The organism is Duganella sp. Dugasp78, from assembly GCF_059491455.1.
This window is the reverse complement of record NZ_CP168506.1, coordinates 5,114,892-5,133,541: the sequence shown is the minus strand read 5'-3', so window position 1 is coordinate 5,133,541 and position 18,650 is coordinate 5,114,892. Positions and strand designations below refer to the sequence as shown.

General features: G+C 65.0%; 20 protein-coding genes. 8 read left to right on the top strand and 12 right to left on the bottom strand.

The genetic code is table 11. The features are described from left to right. The first annotated feature begins 47 nt into the window (after window positions 1-47). Entirely contained in the window at window positions 48-1,157 is a 1,110-nt protein-coding gene (locus ACEN9O_RS22785; protein WP_495614083.1) for an acyl-CoA dehydrogenase family protein, read from the top strand. A gap of 183 nt (window positions 1,158-1,340) precedes the next feature. Here ACEN9O_RS22785 and ACEN9O_RS22780 read toward each other — a convergent pair whose 3' ends face one another. From ACEN9O_RS22780 to ACEN9O_RS22760, 5 genes are all read right to left on the bottom strand, one after another. Further along, window positions 1,341-1,781 carry a hypothetical protein gene (locus ACEN9O_RS22780; RefSeq protein ID WP_495614082.1) on the bottom strand — a complete coding sequence of 147 codons (441 nt, stop codon included), beginning with the start codon at window positions 1,779-1,781 and terminating at the stop codon, window positions 1,341-1,343. A 21-nt stretch (window positions 1,782-1,802) separates the two neighbouring features. Beyond that, window positions 1,803-3,104, bottom strand: coding sequence for an ATP-binding protein (locus ACEN9O_RS22775; protein ID WP_495614081.1), 1,302 nt, complete (start codon window positions 3,102-3,104; stop codon window positions 1,803-1,805). After that, window positions 3,101-3,763, bottom strand: a complete 663-nt coding sequence (locus ACEN9O_RS22770) for a response regulator (protein ID WP_495614080.1) — start codon at window positions 3,761-3,763, stop codon at window positions 3,101-3,103. Before ACEN9O_RS22770 ends, ACEN9O_RS22775 begins: the two co-directional genes overlap by 4 nt. Before the next feature lie 11 nt (window positions 3,764-3,774). Further along, window positions 3,775-4,746, bottom strand: a complete 972-nt coding sequence (locus tag ACEN9O_RS22765; RefSeq protein WP_495614079.1) for a hypothetical protein — start codon at window positions 4,744-4,746, stop codon at window positions 3,775-3,777. Between the two features lie 95 nt (window positions 4,747-4,841). Then, window positions 4,842-6,008, bottom strand: a complete 1,167-nt coding sequence (locus tag ACEN9O_RS22760; protein WP_495614078.1) for a 4-hydroxybenzoate 3-monooxygenase — start codon at window positions 6,006-6,008, stop codon at window positions 4,842-4,844. A 125-nt stretch (window positions 6,009-6,133) separates the two neighbouring features. On the opposite strand from ACEN9O_RS22760, the gene ACEN9O_RS22755 reads away from it, so the two are divergent. Next, window positions 6,134-7,015 (top strand): helix-turn-helix domain-containing protein, encoded by an 882-nt coding sequence (locus tag ACEN9O_RS22755; protein ID WP_495614077.1) that lies wholly within the window; start codon window positions 6,134-6,136, stop codon window positions 7,013-7,015. A 12-nt stretch (window positions 7,016-7,027) separates the two neighbouring features. Here the strand turns inward: ACEN9O_RS22755 and ACEN9O_RS22750 are convergent, their stop codons facing one another. Beyond that, window positions 7,028-7,801 carry an IclR family transcriptional regulator domain-containing protein gene (locus ACEN9O_RS22750; protein ID WP_495614076.1) on the bottom strand — a complete coding sequence of 258 codons (774 nt, stop codon included), beginning with the start codon at window positions 7,799-7,801 and terminating at the stop codon, window positions 7,028-7,030. Window positions 7,802-7,945: 144 nt separating this feature from the next. Between ACEN9O_RS22750 and pcaH the strand changes: the two genes are divergently transcribed. Genes pcaH through pcaCD form a run of 4 tightly spaced genes read left to right on the top strand, consistent with a single transcriptional unit; the run spans window position 7,946 to window position 11,854 of the window. Next, complete coding sequence (gene pcaH / locus ACEN9O_RS22745) at window positions 7,946-8,638, top strand: protocatechuate 3,4-dioxygenase subunit beta (RefSeq protein ID WP_495614075.1); 693 nt, start codon at window positions 7,946-7,948, stop codon at window positions 8,636-8,638. 13 nt (window positions 8,639-8,651) lie between these two features. Beyond that, window positions 8,652-9,173, top strand: a complete 522-nt coding sequence (locus tag ACEN9O_RS22740) for a peptidase associated/transthyretin-like domain-containing protein (RefSeq protein WP_495614074.1) — start codon at window positions 8,652-8,654, stop codon at window positions 9,171-9,173. Between the two features lie 18 nt (window positions 9,174-9,191). Further along, window positions 9,192-10,595 carry a 3-carboxy-cis,cis-muconate cycloisomerase gene (pcaB, locus tag ACEN9O_RS22735; RefSeq protein ID WP_495614073.1) on the top strand — a complete coding sequence of 468 codons (1,404 nt, stop codon included), beginning with the start codon at window positions 9,192-9,194 and terminating at the stop codon, window positions 10,593-10,595. Next, window positions 10,592-11,854 (top strand): bifunctional 4-carboxymuconolactone decarboxylase/3-oxoadipate enol-lactonase PcaCD, encoded by a 1,263-nt coding sequence (gene pcaCD / locus ACEN9O_RS22730; RefSeq protein ID WP_495614072.1) that lies wholly within the window; start codon window positions 10,592-10,594, stop codon window positions 11,852-11,854. Before pcaB ends, pcaCD begins: the two co-directional genes overlap by 4 nt. Before the next feature lie 8 nt (window positions 11,855-11,862). On the opposite strand, the gene ACEN9O_RS22725 is transcribed toward pcaCD, so the two are convergent. From ACEN9O_RS22725 to ACEN9O_RS22715, 3 genes are read right to left on the bottom strand one after another with little or no spacing between them, the layout of a single operon-like run. Beyond that, complete coding sequence (locus ACEN9O_RS22725) at window positions 11,863-13,050, bottom strand: ABC transporter substrate-binding protein (protein WP_495614071.1); 1,188 nt, start codon at window positions 13,048-13,050, stop codon at window positions 11,863-11,865. Window positions 13,051-13,063: 13 nt separating this feature from the next. After that, window positions 13,064-14,029 carry a PDR/VanB family oxidoreductase gene (locus ACEN9O_RS22720; RefSeq protein WP_495614070.1) on the bottom strand — a complete coding sequence of 322 codons (966 nt, stop codon included), beginning with the start codon at window positions 14,027-14,029 and terminating at the stop codon, window positions 13,064-13,066. Further along, window positions 14,026-15,057 carry an aromatic ring-hydroxylating dioxygenase subunit alpha gene (locus ACEN9O_RS22715; protein WP_495614069.1) on the bottom strand — a complete coding sequence of 344 codons (1,032 nt, stop codon included), beginning with the start codon at window positions 15,055-15,057 and terminating at the stop codon, window positions 14,026-14,028. The genes ACEN9O_RS22720 and ACEN9O_RS22715 overlap by 4 nt, the downstream gene beginning before the upstream one ends. 140 nt (window positions 15,058-15,197) lie before the next feature. On the opposite strand from ACEN9O_RS22715, the gene ACEN9O_RS22710 reads away from it, so the two are divergent. Further along, a complete protein-coding gene (locus ACEN9O_RS22710) occupies window positions 15,198-15,692 on the top strand; it encodes a MarR family winged helix-turn-helix transcriptional regulator (protein WP_495614068.1) in 495 nt (164 codons plus the stop codon). Window positions 15,693-15,736: 44 nt separating this feature from the next. Continuing rightward, the gene (locus ACEN9O_RS22705; RefSeq protein WP_495614067.1) at window positions 15,737-16,198 is read left to right on the top strand and encodes a cache domain-containing protein; all 462 of its coding nucleotides are present in this window, start codon (window positions 15,737-15,739) and stop codon (window positions 16,196-16,198) included. A 6-nt stretch (window positions 16,199-16,204) separates the two neighbouring features. Here the strand turns inward: ACEN9O_RS22705 and ACEN9O_RS22700 are convergent, their stop codons facing one another. From ACEN9O_RS22700 to ACEN9O_RS22690, 3 genes are read right to left on the bottom strand one after another with little or no spacing between them, the layout of a single operon-like run. Next, window positions 16,205-16,906: an ABC transporter ATP-binding protein gene (locus ACEN9O_RS22700; protein ID WP_495614066.1), complete on the bottom strand. Its 702-nt coding sequence runs from the start codon at window positions 16,904-16,906 to the stop codon at window positions 16,205-16,207. After that, window positions 16,899-17,657, bottom strand: a complete 759-nt coding sequence (locus ACEN9O_RS22695) for an ABC transporter ATP-binding protein (RefSeq protein WP_495614065.1) — start codon at window positions 17,655-17,657, stop codon at window positions 16,899-16,901. The genes ACEN9O_RS22700 and ACEN9O_RS22695 overlap by 8 nt, the downstream gene beginning before the upstream one ends. After that, window positions 17,654-18,625, bottom strand: a complete 972-nt coding sequence (locus ACEN9O_RS22690; RefSeq protein WP_495618522.1) for a branched-chain amino acid ABC transporter permease — start codon at window positions 18,623-18,625, stop codon at window positions 17,654-17,656. The genes ACEN9O_RS22695 and ACEN9O_RS22690 overlap by 4 nt, the downstream gene beginning before the upstream one ends. Between the last annotated feature and the right edge of the window lie 25 nt (window positions 18,626-18,650).

Genomic DNA, 18,650 nt, shown 5'->3' with positions numbered 1-18,650 from the left:
ACAATAGTGCGAAAATACCGGGCATTGCTACTGCCTGAAGATCCCGCATGTCCCTGACCGCCGTCTCTCCCCTCCTCGCGCGCGACGCCCGCCGTATCGAGCGCTACGCTGCAATGGCCGATGCCGCCCGTTTTCTGCATCCGGTGCAGCAGGCCTTGCTGCACCGGCGCGGCTGGTTCAGGATGCTGGCTCCGCGCGCCAGCGGCGGCGCCGAGCTGTCTTTGCCGCAAGCGGTGCGTCTGGAGGAAGCGGTGGCCGGCATCGACGGCAGCATGGGCTGGGTGCTCACGCTGTGCGCGGGCGCTGGATGGTTCGCCGGTTTCCTGCCGCCGGCGCTGGCACGCGACATCATCGGCGGCAAGCGTGTCTGCCTTGGCGGCAGCGGCGCCCCGACCGGCTACGCCGACCAGGAAGGCGATGGGGAAGCCGCAGGGTTCCGCATCACCGGCCGCTGGGACTACGCCAGCGGCGCGCCGATGACCACCCACTTCACGCTGAACGCTGTCCTGCGCGCCAACGGACAGCCGCTGCTGGACCAACAAGGCGCGCCGCGCATCCGCGCCTTCCTGGTGCCGGCGCAGCAGGTACAGATCGTGCCGTCCTGGGGCAGCATCGGCCTGCGCGCCAGCGCCTCGCACAGCTACCGCATCGACGGCGCGTGGGTGAGCAAGGACCATGGCTTCACGATCAGCCCTGCTGCTGCTACGGCCGATGGTCCGCTGTATCGCTTCCCGTTTTATTCGCTGGCCTTCGTCACGCTGGCGGCCAATGTGGCGGGCATGGCGAACCATTTCCTGCAGTTGGCGCGGCCGTGCATGGCACGCCGCCGGCACGCGCTCAAGAACCTGCCGCTGCTGGAGGTCCCCGAAGTCGCCAGGCTGCTGCGCGCCAGGGAGCAAGTCCTTGCCGCCGCCCGTGCGCACTTCTACCATATACTGGACCGCAGCTGGGCGCTGGTCGAAAGCGGCGCACCGCTCGCTGCGGACGATGTGCACGCGATACAGGCAAGCTCCCTCGCGCTGGTGGCCGCCTCGCGGACGGCGGTCGATGAGCTGTACCCGTATTGCGGCCTGTACGCCGCCCACGAAGACAGCGCCATCAACCGGGTCTGGCGCGACTTCCACACCGCCAGCCAACACTCGCTGCTGCTGCCTTAAGGTCACTTCGAAAAAACGTCATTCCCGCGAAAGCGGGAATCCATAAGCCGCATGATTGGAGGCGCCGCATGGATTCCCGCCTGCGCGGGAATGACGAAATCTCGGTTATTCGAGGTTCCCTTGATGGCACTTCGAAAAACCAAATTGTCGTTCCCGCGCAGGCGGGAATGACGTTCTGTCTCGTCAAGCCAGAAGCAAAATAGCCGGCAGCAGCATGCCGGCGGCCAGCGTCAGGCCGACCGGGAGGCGCACCCGTGGATTGCTGAAGGCGATGTACAGCCCTGCCAGCGACGACGCGCACAAGCCTATCGCCAACGCCAGCACGAACAGCTTCAATGGCATGCTGGAGTGCTCCTCCGGCTGCGCGGCCTCATGTTCCGGCTCGGCCCTTGCGACTGGCGCGGCTGGCACGGCCTGCACCGGCTTGCTGACGTGCGGCTTGGCCAATTCCTGGTCCTGATGCAGCGACGCCATCGCCGCTATCCAGGGATAGGTCGGCGGATCGCCGCGATGCGGCCCCTTGTGCAGATCGAAGGTTTGCAATGCGCCTGAAAAGGCAAAGAACACAATGGCCGGTGTGAAGAAGACACCGAGGTAACGGTGCAGTTGTCGTATCGTAGGCATTTCCCTGTCCTCGTTAAAATATCAAACCGCCGAAAAATAAACGCTTACCACCAGGCCTGCCGCGCCGTTGCCGGATAACTCGATCTCGGCACCATGGCCATCGACGACATTCCTGACGATGGAGAGCCCCAGGCCGCAGCCCCAGACGGCATTGCCGTCCGGGCGATAGAAGCGGTCGAACAGGCGGCCGCGCTCCGCCTCCGGCACACCGGGACCGTTATCGGACACCCGCAAATATGGCCGTCCACGCTCCACGCCGGCCGTGACGTCCACCTGCCCGCCCGGCTGCGTGTAGCGCACCGCATTGTCGACCAGGTTGCTGAGCATGACCGACACGGCTTCCGGATGGACCGGCACCCACAGCGGCTCGTCGCTGCCCGCCACGCCCAAATCGATTCCGCGATTTTCGGCAAGGATGCTGTGATCGGCGACCACCTGCCGCGCCAGCGCCAGGACATCAACCGGCACCGGCGCAGGCAGCGCCTGGTGCTGTTCGTGACGGGCCAATGTCAACAACTGGTGAACCAGATGGGTGGAACGGTCCAGTCGCTCATGCAAGCGTTGGAAGGCGATGTCGCGCTGTTCCTCGCTGGCGGCCCGCTCGGCCAATTGCAGCTGCAATTTGAGCGCGGTGAGCGGCGAGCGCAATTCGTGCGCCGCATCGGCGATGAAGCTGCGCTGCGCCGTCATCGCGCTCTCTATCTTTTCCAGCAAGCCGTTCAGCGCGACCACAATAGGTAGCAGTTCGGGTGGCATGCCGCCAGTCTCCAGCGGTTGCAACACGCCCGGTGAGCGGCCGCGCACGGCCTGCGCCACCTGCTCCAGCGGCCGCAACGCCATGCCCACCACGATCCAGATCAGTGCCGCCAGCGCAGGCAGCAGCACCAGCAAAGGCGGCACGATGCGCAGCGCCATACGGGCCGCGATGCGTTCGCGTATCGCGACCGGCTGCGCGATCTGCATGTGGTAGTCCGTCCGCGATTCGCTGTACACCCGCCAGCGCTCTCCCCGGTAAGTGATGGTGATGTAACCCGCCATGGTCTGCCGCGGCAATGCCTGCGACGGTTCCGATACATACGCGGGCCGGCCGGCGCGGTCCCATACCTGAACCAGCACCGCGTCGTCCTCGTCATCGTCTTCGGGCAGCTGCACGCCATCGCCCAGATGCGGCGGCAACGCCCATGCCACCTGGCGCAGACGCAGGTCGGACTGTTCGTCGGCCTCATGATCGGCGCGCTGGTAGACCATCAATCCGGCGACCAGCGTGAAACACAACGTGCCAAACATCAGCCCCGCCAGCAGGCGCGCGCGGATCGACTTCATGCCACGCTGGCCAATTTATAGCCGACGCCACGCACGTTCTTGATAAAATCGCTGCCCAACTTCTTGCGCAGATGGTGGATGTAGACGTCGATGGCGTTGCTCTCGATTTCCTCGCCCCAGCCGTAAATTTTTTCCTCCAGCTGGGCCTTGGAAACCACACTGCCCGGCACATCGAGCAAGGCGCGCAACAAGGCGAATTCACGCGATGACAGATGCAGCGCCACGCCGTTGAACGTGGCCTCGTGCGCGGCCAGGTTGACGCTCAACGCGCCATGCGTGACCAGCGAATGAAGATGGCCGCCGCGCCGGCGCAGCACGGCGCGGATGCGGGCCAGCAGTTCGTCCAGGTCGAAGGGCTTGACCAGGTAATCATCGGCACCGGCGTCAAGACCCTCCACGCGTGACGCCGTGGCATCGCGCGCGGTGACGATCAGCACCGGTGTTTGCGCGCCCTGCGCGCGCAGGCGTCGCAGCACATCCATGCCCTGCCGCTGCGGCAGGCCCAGATCCAGTACCAGCAAGTCGTAGATATCCTGGCGCATCGACAGCTCGGCCGCCACGCCATCGCGCACCCAATCGACCGCATACCGCTCGCCGCGCAGCGCTTCGAGCATGCTTTCGCCGATCATGGGATCGTCTTCCACCAGTAACAGGCGCATGGTCAGTCTGCTCAGGGCTTGGCCACGATGACCGTGAAGTGTTTGTCGACCACGGTCGGCAGATACAGGCTGCCGCTCTCATGGTCCATGGCCATGGTGCGCGCGCCCTTCTCGGTGCGCACCGTCACTGCCTTGGCATAGTGGTCGGCATCGTCCTGATGGATGACGCTGAGCGTGCCGTCGCCGTTGGACGAAAACACGGTGGCGCTGGCAGCATCGAAGACCACCGCATCCGAATGCTGGCCGATGGCGGCGCGCGCCACAGCCTTGCCGGTGCTGGCGTCGGTAATGGCCAGCACGCCATTCTGGCACGCCGAGAACAGACGCTGGTGCGCGATGTCGAGCGCCAGGCCGGTCGGTTCCTCGCAGCCGCTCAAGGGCCAGCGCGCGAGCTGGCGGTCGCCGGCGATGTCGATCACCGCGATCTCGCCCTTGTCCTCGATGTTGACGTAAATGCGCTTGCCGTCGGTGACGGCGAATTCCGGCTTGCCGCCGACGGCGATGGTCGCCTTCAGCGCCATCGTGGCGGCGTCGAACACCGAGATATTGTTGGTTTTTCCGTTGAAGGCGTACAGCTTGCCGCTGCCTTCGTCGAACAGGATGGCGTCGGGATTGGCGCCCGACACCTTCACTTCCTGGCGGGTTTGCAGCGTCGCCAGATCGAAGACGACGATGCTGTTGCTGCCGCCGCTGCTGGCAAAGCCCAGGTTGAGCTTCTGCGCGAAGGCCACGCCGTGTGCGCGATCCAAACCGCTGATCTGGCCGGCCACTTTGCCCGACGGCAGATCGAGCACCTGCACGCGATCGCCTCGTGTGATGAACAGGCGATGACGCACCGGGTCGACTTCAAGATAGTCCCAGCGGCCCGCCTGGTCCAGCGTCCAGGTCTGTCGTACGCCGTAATCGGCCGCGTGGGCAGCCTGCATGGGTGCCGCCAGCAGCAGGCCAAGGGACAGCAGCGCGCTCGATATCGTAGTTTTCATTGCAGTGTGCCGAAGTGAGTGAAGGTCGCAGTGTATGGCAACCTTCATTAAGCGACTATTAACCCCGGCATTTTCGCACGAATAGAGCGCGCCCCTCAGAATGCGCCGACGTAGTTCTCCGCCAGCGCCGTCGCCATCGCCCGCGAGCTGACCACGCATTCCAGTTCGGCGCGCTGCACCTCGCGCTTGAACGGCGTAGCGTCGGCAAAGGTGTGCAACAGGCTGGTCATCCACCACGAGAAGTATTCGGCGCGCCAGACGCGCTTCAAGGCCGCCGCCGTGTAGCCCTGCAGCCGCTCCTCGCTGCCCTGGCGGTAGAACTGCTCCAGCCCCTGGGCCAGCAGTGCCACGTCCGACACGGCCAGGTTCATGCCCTTGGCGCCGGTCGGCGGTACGATGTGCGCCGCGTCGCCCGCGAGGAACAGGCGGCCCGACTGCATCGGCGTCGACACGAAGCTGCGCATGCCGATGATATTCTTCTGGAAGATGCGGCCTTCGTTGACGCGCCAGCCGTCGTTGTTCTCCAGCCGCGCGTGCAGCTCGGCCCAGATGCGGTCGTCCGACCAGTTGTCGACGTGGTCTGCCGGATCGCACTGGAAGTACAGGCGCTGCACGGTCGGCGTGCGCGTGCTGACCAGCGCGAAGCCGCGTTCGTGCCGCGCGTAGATCAGCTCATCGGACGATGGCGCCGACTCCACCAGCACGCCGAACCATCCGAAGCCGTAATTGCGCTGATAGTCCTGCCGCCCCTGCCCCGGCATCGCCGGCCGCGTGACGCCGTGAAAGCCGTCGCAACCGATGACGAAATCGGCTTCGATGCGCGCCGCCTCGCCACGATGGACGAAGCCGACCGACGGGCTGGCGGTATCGACACCATGCAGCTCCACGCCGCTGACTTCGAACAGCAACTGCCCCTGCGCCGCCAGCCGCGCCGCCACCAGGTCCTTGATCACCTCATGCTGCGGATAGACGGTAATAGATTTGCCAGTCAGTTCGGTCAGGTCGATCCGGTGGCGTCGGCCGCCGAACGCCAGCTCTATGCCGTGGTGCAGCGCACCCTCGGCCCGCATGCGGGCACCCACGCCGGCGTTGTTCAGGATGTCCATGGTGCCTTGTTCCAGCACGCCGGCGCGGATGGTCGCCTCGATGTCCGCCTGGCTGCGCGATTCCAGCACAATCGATTCGATGCCGTTCAGATGCAGCAGATGGGATAGCAGCAGGCCCGCTGGGCCGGCGCCGATGATGGCTACCTGGGTACGCATGATGTCTCCGTTATGGTGTTAATGTGTAGTCATCGTAGCGCCGGAGCGCGCCAAAAAAAATGGATGAAACTTCATAAAACTTGTACTATTTCGACACTCCATTCTTTTAAACGGCACGCCCCGCCATGTCCCGCACCGCCCGACCAGCACTACCAGATGTCCCTCAATTTGGCCTGTACGGCGAGCAAGCACGGGGAGAAAACGCCGAATTCGTACATATCGAGCTAATCGAAACCCGCAGCCGGGTGCATCATTGGCATATCGACAAGCACACCCACAGCGGCCTGTTTCAGGTACTTTTCCTCTACGGCGGCGAGGTGAGCGCCAGCGTCGACGGCGCCGTCTGGGAGTGCAGCGCACCGACCGTCATCACCATCCACCCATCGGTGGTGCACGGCTTCGACTTCTCGGCCGAGGCGCACGGCTATGTGCTGACGGTGGACCAGAACGTGATGTACGCCGGCCACGGCGATCTGTATTCATCTCTGTTTGTGGAACCGCTGGCGATCGACCTGTCCGGCCAGCCGGAGCTGCATGCGCGCCTGGAATCGCTGCTGCAAAACCTGCTGACGGAGGCGGCCTGGCCGCAGTATGGCCACACGCTGATGCTGGAGTGGCTGGCGCGCAGCGCCTTGCTGCTGCTGGTGCGCCTGCAGGCGGAACGGCGCCTGGCCGACCAGTCGGGTCGCAGCGATTTCGAGTTGTTCAGCCGCTTCCGCGCCGAGGTGGAGCGGCGGTACAAGGAACAATGGCAGGTCGGCCAGTATGCCGAAGCGTTAAGGGCCACGCCGACGCGGCTCAATCGCCTGTGCCTCAAACTGTCGGGCAAATCGGCGTTCGACATCGCCCAGGACCGGCTGATGCTGGAAGCCTGCCGCAAGCTGACCTATCTTCCGGCCAGCATCGCCAGCATCGCCTACGAGCTGGGATTCCAGGACCCGGCCTACTTCAGCCGCCTGTTCAAGAAGCGCATGGGCCTGACGCCCAAGGACTTCCGCGGCAGTTGAGCGCCAGCCTCCCTACAACAAGGCGCTCAGCTCCACCTGTATCTTGATCAGCGCCGGCAGGCAGCGCTCCACCATCTGCTCGCGCGGCATGCGGCCGGCGTGCACGCTGATATTCATCGCCGCCACCACCTCGCCGCGGAAATTCTTCAGCGGTACGGCGATGGTGCGCAGGCCCAGTTCCAACTCCTGGTCCACCAGCGCGTAGCCTTGCGCGCGGGCGCGGGCGATCTCCAGCGCCAGGCGCTCCTTGCCGACGATGGTGTGCTCGGTGATCCGCTCCGGCTGTGCGCGCGCCAGGAAGGCATCGATCTGCGGCTGCGGCAGGTGTGCCAGCAGCATGCGGCCATTGGCGGTGCAGTAAGCCGGCACGCGGGTGCCCGGCTGCAGCGTGACCGACACCAGCTGCCCGGCGCTGACGGCGGCCACGCACACCAGCTGGTCGTGATCGAGCACGCCCACCGATGCCGCCTCGCCCAGCGCGTAGGCCAGCCGGTATAACAAGGGCTGCACGATGCGCGGCAGACGCGCCGAATGCAGGTAGGACTGGCCAAGCCGCAGCACCATGGGCGTCAAGGCGAACAGCTTGTTCTCGTGCCGCATATAGCCCAGGTGCGTGAGCGTGATCAGGTAGCGGCGCGCCGCCGCCCGCGTCAGGCCGGTGCGCTCGGCCACCTCGGCGATGCTCAGGCGGCTGCGCTCCTGGTCGAAGGCGGCGATCACCAGCAGGCCTTTTTCCAGGCCGGCCACCATGTCACGCTGGGCTGGAGGGTCGTTTTCAGCGGTCATAAAGAGGAAATTGAGTCATTTGTGCGAGTATCGCACAAAATGTGCGGATAGCGAATATCACACGACTTCGGCGTATTGTGACGCGGCCCGGCCTTGCCTACTATGGTTTCCACGCAAACTACAACAACCATCAGGAGGCCAGCCTTGAAATTCGATGCCATTCCTTCCGGCGTCTATCCGGAACTGATCTACCCGCCCTACAAATCCACGCTCAAGCGCGGTCCCACCCAGCCGCTGCTGCGCATCCGCGCCGACCAGCCGGTGCAGGACAATGTGATCGCCTCGCCGCGCATCCTGCTGCCGAACGATATGGACCTGACGGCCCACGGCCACGGTGCGCCGCTGGGCGAGAAGATCGTTGTCACCGGCCGCGTGGTGGACGAAGACGGCAAGCCGGTACGCAATTCGCTGCTGGAAGTCTGGCAGTGCAATGCGGCCGGCCGCTATTGGCACAAGAAGGACCAGCACGACGCGCCGCTCGATCCGAATTTCTACGGCATAGGCAAGATGATGACCGACGACGATGGCCGCTACCGTTTCGTCACCATCAAGCCGGGTCCTTACCCATGGGGTAATCACGACAAGGCCTGGCGCCCGGCGCACATCCACTTCTCCCTGTTCGGCAACGTGTATGCGCAGCGCCTCGTCACGCAGATGTACTTCCCCAACGATCCGCTGTTCGACTACGATCCGATCTTCCAGAGCATCCCGGACCTGGCCGCGCGCCAGCGCCTGGTTTCCCGCTATAGCCTGGAGTACACCGACAGCGACAAGATGCTGGGCTATGAATTCGATATCGTGCTGCGCGGCCGCGACGCCACGCCCATGGGCATTTAAAGGAGCTAACGGCATGAGCCACATCACCACATCGCAGACCATCGGTCCCTTCTCGCACGCAGCCTGGCAGTGGGCGGTCGACGCCAGCGCCGCCGGCCAGCTGGAAACTACCGCTCCCACCATCACCATCAGCGGCACGATCTACGACGGCGACGGCACTCCGATCAACGACGCCCAGATCGAAGCCTGGCAACCGGAGGCCGCAGGCGCGGAGGCGGCGCAGGCGCTGCCGGGCTTCCGCCGCGTGCCCAGCGGCGAACAGGGGGAATTCAGCCTGCGGCTGTCGCAATGCGCGGCTCCGGCCAGCGGCACGCCGGCCACCTTCATCACCGTGTTCGCGCGCGGCCTGGTCAAGCACCAGTTCACCGCCGTGTTCCTGGAAGACGACAGCGGACTGGCCTCATCGCCGATACTGGAGCAAGTGCCGGCCGCGCGCCGCCCCACACTGATCGCCCGCAAGACCGCGCCGGGGGTCTATCATTGGGACATCTGGATGCAGTCCGAAAAAGAGACCGTATTCTTCGACTATGCCTGACCTGCCAGCGGAGTTCTCTTGAGCGTATCCATCTTCGACAGTTTTCTCACCACGCCGGACATGATCGCCGTCTTCGACGACGCCGCGATCGTGCAGGCCATGCTGCGCTTCGAGCAGGCCTTGGCGGAGGCCCAGGCCCGGCAAGGCATGCTGCCGCCGGAGTCGGCACGGGCCATCGCCGGCGTCTGCAACGCGCAACTGTACGACATCCCGGCCATCGTCAGCGCTGGCCGGCGCGCCGGTAGCCTGGCCATTCCACTGGTGCGTGAGCTGACGCGTACCGTGGCGCTGTACGATGCCGAAGCGGCCGCGCGCGTCCATTGGGGCAGCACCAGCCAGGACGTGATCGACACCGCCATGGTGCTGGCCACGCGCGACGCGCTGCAACTGCTGGACGATGGCCTGCACGACCTGACCGGACATCTGCTGCAACTGGCGGACCAGCATGTGGCGACGCCGGTGCTGGCGCGCACGCTGATGCAGCCGGCGCAGGTGAGCAGCTTCGGTTTCAAGATCGCCGGCTGGCTGGCGCCGCTGGTGCGGTCGCGCGCACGCCTGCGCGAGTGCGCTGCGCGCGCGCTGCAACTGCAGCTGGGCGGCGCGGTCGGCACGCTTGCCGTGATGGGCGAACAAGGCAAGGCCGTGGCGGCACTGGTGGCCGCCGACCTGGGCCTCAAACTGGCGGATGCGGCCTGGCACACGCAGCGCGACGAGTGGGTGCGGCTGGGATTGGAAGTGGCGGTACTGACCGGCAGCATGGGCAAGATCGCCACCGACATCAGCCTGATGGCGCAAGGCGAGATCGCCGAACTGGCCGAACCGTCCGGCAATGGACGTGGCGGTTCTTCCGCCATGCCGCACAAGCGCAATCCGGTATCGGCCATGATCGCACTCGCCGCCGCCACGCGCGCGCCGCAGCACGCCGCGGCGCTGCTGGCCAGCATGGGACAGCAGCATGAACGCGGCCTCGGTAACTGGCAAGCCGAACTCGCCGAATGGCCAGGCCTGTTCCTCGGCGCGCACGGCGCCTTGCAGGCCTTGAACGACGCCTTCGCCGGCCTGCATGTCGATCCCGCGCGCATGCTGCGCAATATCGACGCCTTGCAGGGACTGGTGTTCGCCGAAGCGGCATCGGCCTGGCTGGCGGGCGCCATCGGCCGCCCGGCGGCCCACGATCTGCTGGAAAAGATGAGCGCCGAAGCGCTGGCCGGCGGCCACCAACTTGCCGACCTGCTGGCAGATGCGGTGCGGGCCGACGAACAACTGAGCCAGCGGGTCGATCTGGCCGCACTGGCATCGCTGTTCGATCCCGCCACCGCCGCCGGCACGGCACGGCGCCTGGCGGAACAGCAGTTACCAGGCCTGCGCAAAGACATCGCCGCACTGAATTCCACCCCATTCCATCACAGGACACCCGCATGAGCTTCGATCCGATCGACCACGACTTCGAACGTGGACTGAACAACCGCCGCGCCATCCTGGGCGACGCCTGGGTGGAGAAATCCCTCGCCAATGCCAACAGCTTCAACGCGGAGTTCCAGAACCTGATCACGCGTTTTGCATGGAACGAAATCTGGGGCCGCCCTGGCCTGGAGCAGAAGACGCGCCGGGCAATGGTGCTCGCCACCACCATCGCGCTAGGCCGCTGGGAAGAATTCGAGCTGCACACCCGCGCCGCGCTGATGGGCGATGCCGCGAACTGTTTGTCGCCGGACGAACTGAAGGAAGTGCTGATCCAGTCCGCGATCTATGCAGGCGTACCGGCCGCCAATACCGCCTTCGCGCATGCGCAGGCGATCCTGCGCGAAGTGGGGCCGCAGATCGGCTACACGCTGGAACCGGTGGCGCCAGCCACCGCCTGCCATCCCGGAATCGGCCGCGAAGGCCGCAGCGCCGGCCAGCCCGCGCTGCACTACACGGTGCGCGAACCGCGCAACGGCAAGGCTCCGCGACACACCGTGGTGCTGAGCCACGCGCTCGGCTGCGACCTGACGATGTGGGACGGCCTGGCCAATCAACTGGCTGCGGACTGCCGCGTGATCGCTTACGACCATCGCGGCCATGGAAGCTCGGCCGCGCCGCAAGGCCTGTACAGCATGGCCGACCTGGCCGACGATGCTGCCGCCCTGCTGCGCGAACTCGATACCGGACCAGTGGTGTGGATCGGCCTGTCAATGGGCGGCATGGTGGGCCAGGAACTGGCGCTGCGCCACCCATCGCTGGTGCGCGCTCTGGTGCTGAGCAACACGACCTCGCGCTACCCGGAGGCTGCCCGCGAAGCCTGGCAGCAGCGCATAGTCACCGTGCGTGAACAAGGCATCGCGGCGATCGCAGACGCCGTGATGGGACGCTACTTCCATGATGCGTTCCGCGCCGAGCACGCGGCCACAGTGGCACGCTTCCGCCGCCGCCTGCTCAGCACAGACAGCACCGGCTATATCGGTTGCTGCAACGCGGTCGGCACGATAGCCACCACGGAACGGCTGGGTGCCATCGTCGTACCGACGCTGGTCGTCGCCGGTGAGCTGGACCAGGGCACGCCGGTCAGCATGTCGGAGGCCATACAACAAGCCATCCAGGGCGCCGCGCTGCTCGTGCTGCCCAACGCGTCGCACCTGGGCGCGGTCGAACAGCCGGCGCTGTTCGCGTCGGCCGTCGCCAGCTTCATCGCCGGTTTGTAGGCCTGCCGCTACACGCCAGGATCACGCACCTTGTCGGTCTGGTCGAACTCGATGTTGAAGTAAGAGCCGGCGCTGGCTTCGGCCTTGCGGATGTACACGGTCTGCACGATGTCGCGGCTGGCGGCATCGATGCTGACCGGGCCGCGCACGCTGGTCCACGCCATGCCCTTCATCGCCGCCAGCAGCTTGTCGCCGTCGCTGTCGCCGTTGGTCTGCTTGAGGGCCTGGTACAGCAGGTGCATACCGTCATAGGCGCCGACCGAGTGGAAGTTGGGCCGCATGCCCTGGTTGGCCTTGCCGAAGGCTTCGACATACGCCTTGTTCTCGGCCGACGGATGGGCCGCCGAATAATGGTGGCTGCTGACCACACCCGCTGCGGCCGGGCCGATGCTGGCCATCAGATCGTCGTCCAGCACATCGCCGGTGCAGATCAGCCGTATGCCGGCGGCGGCCAGGCCGCGCTCGGTGAACTGCTTGAGCACCGCCGCGCCCTCACCCGACGGCACGAACACGAACAACGCATCCGGCTTCAGGTCCCGCACCCGCGCCAGGAACGGCGCATAGTCCGGGTTGCGCAGCGGCGCGCGCAGGCTGTCGACCACCTTGCCGCCACCTTCGAGCAAGCCCTTGACGAACACCTTCTCCGCATCCAGCCCCGGGCCGTAATCACTGACCAAAGTCACCGCATTCTTGATCTTGTTCTTGGCAGCCCATTGCGCCATCGGCGCCGTCACCTGCGCCAGCGTGAAGCCGGTGCGCACGATGTACGGGGAACGTTGCGGCACCGCCGACGCGGCGGCGGCCATCACGATCATCGGCACCTTGGCCTGGGTGGCGACCGGCGCGGCGGCGAAAGCCAGCGGCGTCAGGCCAAAACCGGCCAGCACCTGCACCTTGTCGCGCGCCACCAGCTCCTGCGCCAATCGCTTGGTCACGTCCGGCGACACACCGCCATCGTCCTTCAGAAGAATCTCGATCTGGCGGCCGGCGACGCTGGCGCCGTTCTGCCGCATGTACAGCTTGACCGCCGCATCGATCTGGCGGCCGGTGGAAGCGAACGGGCCGGACATCGGCACGATCAGGCCGACCTTCAACGGCTCGCTGGCGGCCGAGGCGACGTTGGGCAGAACCCCGGCCGACAAGGCGGCGGCGCCCAGCAACAACTGACGGCGTTGGTGATTGATATAACCTGGCATGGTGTCTCCTTTTTTATAGGTCCAGCAGCAGCGTGCCGGATTTGGAACGTGAACAACAAGGGGTGAACTGGTCGTTGGCGGCTTGTTCCGATTCGTCCAGGTACAGGTCGCGGTGATCCGGCACGCCGTCCAGCACGCGCGTCAGGCAGGTGCCGCACACACCCTGCTCGCAGGAAGCTGGAATGAACACGCCGGCCTCGGTCAGCACGCGCAGCACGGTGCTGTCGGCGGGAATGGTGTACATCTTACCGCTGGACGCCAGCTTCACCTCGAATGGCTGGTCGCCGCCTGCGGCTGGCGCGGCAGCGGCGCCGAAGTATTCGAGGTGCAGTTGCTCCTGCGGCCATTGCTGTGCCTTGGCCGTGGCCTTGACGTGGTCGATGAATCCGGCCGGCCCGCACAGGTAGATGTGGGTCTTGCGGTCCAGTTGCGTCAGCAGGTCGGCCAGGTCGAGCTTCTGTGCGGCGTCACCGCTGTCGTAATGGAAGTGCACCTGCTGCGCGAACGGCGCGTCGGCAATGCGCTGGCGGAACGCGGTGCGCTCGGGCGAGCGTGCGCAGTAGTGCATCTCGAACGGCGCGCCGCTGGCCGATAAGGTTTCCGCCATCGCGAGGATGGGCGTGACGCCGATGCCACCCGCCAGCAGCAGGCTGCGTTCGGCGTCGACCAGTGGGAAGTGGTTCTTGGGCGCGCTGATGTGCAGCGTGGCGCCGGCCCGCACTTCGTCGTGCATGGCCTTGGAGCCGCCGCGCGAGGACGGATCGCGCAGCACGCCGATCAGGTAGCGGTGCCGTTCCTGCGGCGGATTGCAGAGCGAGTACTGCCGCACCAGGCCATCTCCAACGTGGACGTCGATATGCGCGCCCGCCGTGAAAGGCGGCAGCGGCGAACCATCGGCGCTGACCAGCTCATAGGTGCAGATATCCTCGGCCTCGGCATGACGGCGCTCCACCCGTACTTGCAGCAGCTCCGTACTCATACCCGCTGCTCCTTCTCCAGCCACTGATCCAGCACACGGCGCGACTGCACGCCGCCGGCGTCGATATTCAGCATCAGCAGCTTGCGTTCAGGATGACGCAGGATGTTGGCCTGCTGTAGCTCCAGCATTTCCCGGTCCTCGCCGAAGATCTTTCCCTGACCGGTGCGTATGGTGTCTGTCAGCTCCTTGTCCTCCGGCTTGAAATTGCGCGCCATGCCCCAGAAGTACCAGTGAGAAGTCTCGCTTTCCGGCGTGATGAAATCGACCACGATGCTCGACGCCTTGTGCTCTGGCGCGGCGTCGTAGCCGCCCTTGCCCGCATGCGCCACGCCGACTTCGATCATCACATGGCTGGGCGCCGTGAAGCGGCAGATCTGCCAGCGGTCCACCGGCACGTCGTCCGCCAGGCCGTTGCCACGCAAGGCCGCGCGCCAGAACGGCGGCGCCATGATGTTCTCCATGTAGCGGCTGGTGATCACCTCTTCGCCTTCGACCCGCGTACTGACCGGTGCTTCATCGATCTCCTTCTGGCCGATGCTCGACGCGTGCACATAGGTCTCGTGCGTCAGGTCCATCAGGTTGTCGATCATCAGGCGGTATTCGCAATTGATGTGATACAGGCCGCCGCCGTAGGCCCAGGCGGGATTGTCCGCCCACTCCAGATGATGGATCAGCGCCGGATCGGCCAGCTCGCGGTCGCCGGTCCAGACCCAGATAAAGCCGTAGCGCTCCTCCACCGGATAGCTGCGGATGCAAGGGAAGCCGCGTACGCGCTGGCCCGGCATGCTGATCACCTTACCGTCGCAGCCCATCTCCAGGCCGTGATAGCCGCATACCAGCTGGCCGTCGCGGACGAAGCCCAACGACAGCGGCGCGCCGCGATGCGGACAAAAATCCTCGACCGCCGCCACCTTGCCCTCCGCGCCGCGATAAAACACGATCTTTTCGCCGCAGATCTGGCGCCCCAGCGGCTTGCCTTCGATTTCATCAGGCGTGCAGGCCACGTACCAGGTATTTTTTGGGTACATCTCGTCTCCTTGTTCGATTTTCAGTTTATATTCAGTACACTGAATGTTGTAAAGTATAGACCGTAAATCAGCAAAGTAAACGGCCCAAACAAATTCTTTTTACCTTGCACCGCAACAGCAACAACCGCAGAGGCCACGACATGCCAGACACAGAGAGCAAATTGATCAACCTGTACGAACACCCCGGCCACTTGCTGCGTCGCGCCCAACAAATCTCGGTGTCGATTTTTTACGACGAGATGGGCGAAGAGCTCACGCCCGTGCAGTACGCGATGCTGCGCAACCTGGAAAGCCACGCCGGCATCGACCAGGTATCGCTGTCGGCCATCAGCGGGATCGACACCTCGACCGGCGCCACCGTCTGCGCGCGGCTGGAGGAAAAGGGACTGCTGACGCGGACCGTAATTCCCACCAATCGCCGCCAGCGCTCCCTCACCATCACGGGCGCCGGCGAGCAGCTGCTGAGCGACCTGATACCCGGTTCCCAGCGTTTGCGGCGTCGTTTGCTGGCGCCGCTGAACAGCGCGGAGCAGCTGCAGTTCATGGCATTGCTGACCAAGCTTGTGCAGGAAAACAACGAGCAAAGCCGCGCACCACTTGCAGATAGCACGCCGGCCGCGCGCGAGGTAAGCTGATAGCGGCATACATGAAAGCCACTATCATCAAAAGAGGAGACCCAATGAAACGCTACGCTATCGCCGGCCTGACCGCCATGCTGCTTGTTCCCGCCCTGCCCGTTCTCGCTCAAACCGGCACCAAGGCCGACGCCATCGCCCTGGTCGACAAGGCCGTGGCGAACATCCAGAAAAAAGGGATAGAACAGGCATGCAAAGACTTCGCCGACCCGAAGGGCGGCTTTATGCAGGGCGACCTGTATGTATTCGTGCAGGACGCGCAGATGATGATGGTCTGCCATGCAGCGACGCCCAAGATGAACGGCAAAGATATGTCTCAGCTGAAGGACGCCAACGGCAAGAAGTTCGTGCAGGAGATGCGGGACGTGGCCCAGTCGAAGAAACCCGGCTGGGTCGATTACGTCTGGGTCAATCCCGTCACCAAGGCACTGGAGGACAAAACCTCCTATATCCGCCAGGCCGAGGATAAATACACCGTCGGCGCCGGCATCTACAAGCCTAAATAAACCGCCTCAGGCCACGGCGACCAGGCGATCGAGCTTGTCGCCGTCGGCCAGCAGGCTGGCGCTGTCCGAGTCGTGCACGACTCGGCCGCGGTCCAGCACAATGGCGCGCTGGGTCAGCGATAGCGCCAGCCGCGCGTGCTGCTCCACCACGATCACCGACATGCCCTCCTCCTGCACCAGCCGGCGTATCACCCGCACCAGCTCCTGCACGATGATGGGCGCCAGTCCCTCCATCGGTTCATCCAGCAGCAGGATGCGCGGGTTGGTCATCAGCGCGCGGGAGATCGCCACCATCTGCTGCTCGCCACCGGACAACTGGTTGCCCATGTTGGTGCGGCGTTCATGCAGGCGCGGGAAGATCTCGTAAATCTTTTGCAGGTTCCAGCGGCCAGGCCGCGCCACCACCGTCAGATGCTCCTCCACCGTCAGCGACGGGAACATATGCCGTTCCTGCGGCACCCAGCCCAGGCCAGCGCGCGAGCGCCGGTGCGTGGGCATGCGCGCGATATTCTCGCCGGCCCAGCGGATGCCGCCGCCGTGCAGGCGCGTCAATCCCATCAGCGTCACCAGCAAGCTGGTTTTGCCGACGCCGTTGCGGCCCAACAGCGCCAGGCTATCGCCCTCGTTCAGCGTGAACGATACGTCTTCCAATACGATAGACTCGCCATAGCCGGCGGTGACTTTATCGAGCGCCAGTAATTCAGCCATGTTCGGCCTCCCCCAGATAGACTTCCTTGACGCGCGGGTCGGCCGCGATTTCCGCCGGCGTACCCTCGGTCAGCACTTTGCCACCGACCAGCACCGTGATGCGGTCTGCGAAGCGGAACACCAGCCCCATATCGTGTTCGATGAAGAGCACCGTGACGTCGCGCGGCAGCTGCGCCAGCACTTCGAACAGTTCCTTGCTCTCCGCCTGCGGGATGCCGGCGGCCGGTTCGTCCAGCAGCAGGATGCGCGGCTTGGTGGCCAGCGCCAGTGCGATTTCCACCAGCCGCTGCTTACCGTAAGCCATGCTGCGCGTGACGCTGTTGGCCTGGTCGGTCAGCTTGAGCGTGGCCAGCAAAGCCATCGCCTCGTCGATCACGTCGGCATGCCTGGCGACCGTCTTGTACCAGACCGATTGCAGGCCGCGTCGCTCGCAGATCGCCAGCGCCACCGATTCCAGCACGGTCATGCCGGCGAACAGGGTGTTGAGCTGGAAGGTGCGCGTCATGCCGCGCCGTACCCGCTGGTGCTGCGGCAGGTGCGTGATGTCTTCGCTGCCCAGGTAGACCTTGCCGCTGCTGGGCATGAAGCCGCCCGTCAGCAGGTTGATGAAGGTGGTCTTGCCGGCGCCATTGGGGCCGATCAGCGCGTGGCGCGCCCCTGGTTCAAAGGTCAGGCTCACATCGCTGTTGGCGACGAACGGCCCCCAGCGCTTGGTCAGGCCTTCCGTGCGCAGTGTAATGTCCTGGCTCATCCCTGCTCCTTCCGTTTGAAACGCGACGCCAATTTTTCCAGGCCGCCGAGGATGCCGCCGCGCGCGAACAGCACGATCACCATCAGCAGCAGGCCGATATAAAACTGCCAGTAGGCCGGATTGAGGCCGGCGATGTAATCCTGCGCCAGCATGAACACGGCGGCGCCGACCAGCGCGCCGTACAGCCGGCCCGTCCCGCCCAGCACCAGCATGATCAGCAGCTCGGCCGAGCGCGGGAAGCCCAGCGAATCCAAGCCGACGAACTGCGTGGTCTGCGCCAGCAAGGCACCAGCCAGGCCGGCCACCGTGGCGGCCAGCGTGAACACAGCCACCAGGCGGCGGTTGACGTCCACACCCAGCGCAGGCATGCGGCGCACGCCCTCGCGGATGCCGATCAGGCTCAAGCCGAACGGCGATTTCACCACCCGGCGCAGCACCACGAACACGATGAACAGCACGGCAAAGCTGTAGCAGTAAGCCACGTTGCCGTTCAAATCGAATTCAAAGGTACCGAACAATTTACCGACCACCATGCCCGACAAGCCGTCCACGCCGCCCGTGAGGAAGGAGGCTTTGTTGGCCGCCTCGAACAGCATCAGGCCTATGCCCAGCGTGACCATCAGACGCGTCAAGTCCTGGCCGCGCACCACCAGGAAGGACACGAGGAATCCGAACAAACCTGCCACCACGGCGCCGGCCAGCAGGCCGCTAAACGGCTCGCTCCAGCCGTGCACCGACAACAGCCCGGCGGTGTAGGCGCCCAAACCGAAGAAGGCGGCGTGGCCCAGCGAGACGATGCCGGCGTAGCCCAGCATCAGGTCCAGCGACAGCGCGAACAGGCCGACAATCATGATCTGGCTGATCAGGACCAGATAGCCGGGGAAGGCGAAATACGCAGCCACCGGCAGCAGCCAGAAGGCGATTTCCAGCGGCGACCAGCGGTCGTCGGGCAAACGGAGTGACGTCATGCTCTGCACCTTATTAACGGCGACT

Coding starts and splice junctions, on each gene's coding strand:
- ACEN9O_RS22715 (WP_495614069.1), bottom strand. CDS start 15,057: ATGTACCCAAAAAATACCTGGTACGTGGCCTGCACGCCTGATGAAATC.
- ACEN9O_RS22725 (WP_495614071.1), bottom strand. CDS start 13,050: ATGCCAGGTTATATCAATCACCAACGCCGTCAGTTGTTGCTGGGCGCC.
- ACEN9O_RS22750 (WP_495614076.1), bottom strand. CDS start 7,801: ATGACCGCTGAAAACGACCCTCCAGCCCAGCGTGACATGGTGGCCGGC.
- ACEN9O_RS22720 (WP_495614070.1), bottom strand. CDS start 14,029: ATGAGTACGGAGCTGCTGCAAGTACGGGTGGAGCGCCGTCATGCCGAG.
- pcaCD (WP_495614072.1), top strand. CDS start 10,592: ATGAGCTTCGATCCGATCGACCACGACTTCGAACGTGGACTGAACAAC.
- ACEN9O_RS22700 (WP_495614066.1), bottom strand. CDS start 16,906: ATGGCTGAATTACTGGCGCTCGATAAAGTCACCGCCGGCTATGGCGAG.
- ACEN9O_RS22705 (WP_495614067.1), top strand. CDS start 15,737: ATGAAACGCTACGCTATCGCCGGCCTGACCGCCATGCTGCTTGTTCCC.
- ACEN9O_RS22695 (WP_495614065.1), bottom strand. CDS start 17,657: ATGAGCCAGGACATTACACTGCGCACGGAAGGCCTGACCAAGCGCTGG.
- ACEN9O_RS22760 (WP_495614078.1), bottom strand. CDS start 6,008: ATGCGTACCCAGGTAGCCATCATCGGCGCCGGCCCAGCGGGCCTGCTG.
- ACEN9O_RS22770 (WP_495614080.1), bottom strand. CDS start 3,763: ATGCGCCTGTTACTGGTGGAAGACGATCCCATGATCGGCGAAAGCATG.
- ACEN9O_RS22780 (WP_495614082.1), bottom strand. CDS start 1,781: ATGCCTACGATACGACAACTGCACCGTTACCTCGGTGTCTTCTTCACA.
- ACEN9O_RS22755 (WP_495614077.1), top strand. CDS start 6,134: ATGTCCCGCACCGCCCGACCAGCACTACCAGATGTCCCTCAATTTGGC.
- ACEN9O_RS22775 (WP_495614081.1), bottom strand. CDS start 3,104: ATGAAGTCGATCCGCGCGCGCCTGCTGGCGGGGCTGATGTTTGGCACG.
- ACEN9O_RS22765 (WP_495614079.1), bottom strand. CDS start 4,746: ATGAAAACTACGATATCGAGCGCGCTGCTGTCCCTTGGCCTGCTGCTG.
- ACEN9O_RS22785 (WP_495614083.1), top strand. CDS start 48: ATGTCCCTGACCGCCGTCTCTCCCCTCCTCGCGCGCGACGCCCGCCGT.
- ACEN9O_RS22710 (WP_495614068.1), top strand. CDS start 15,198: ATGCCAGACACAGAGAGCAAATTGATCAACCTGTACGAACACCCCGGC.
- ACEN9O_RS22740 (WP_495614074.1), top strand. CDS start 8,652: ATGAGCCACATCACCACATCGCAGACCATCGGTCCCTTCTCGCACGCA.
- ACEN9O_RS22690 (WP_495618522.1), bottom strand. CDS start 18,625: ATGACGTCACTCCGTTTGCCCGACGACCGCTGGTCGCCGCTGGAAATC.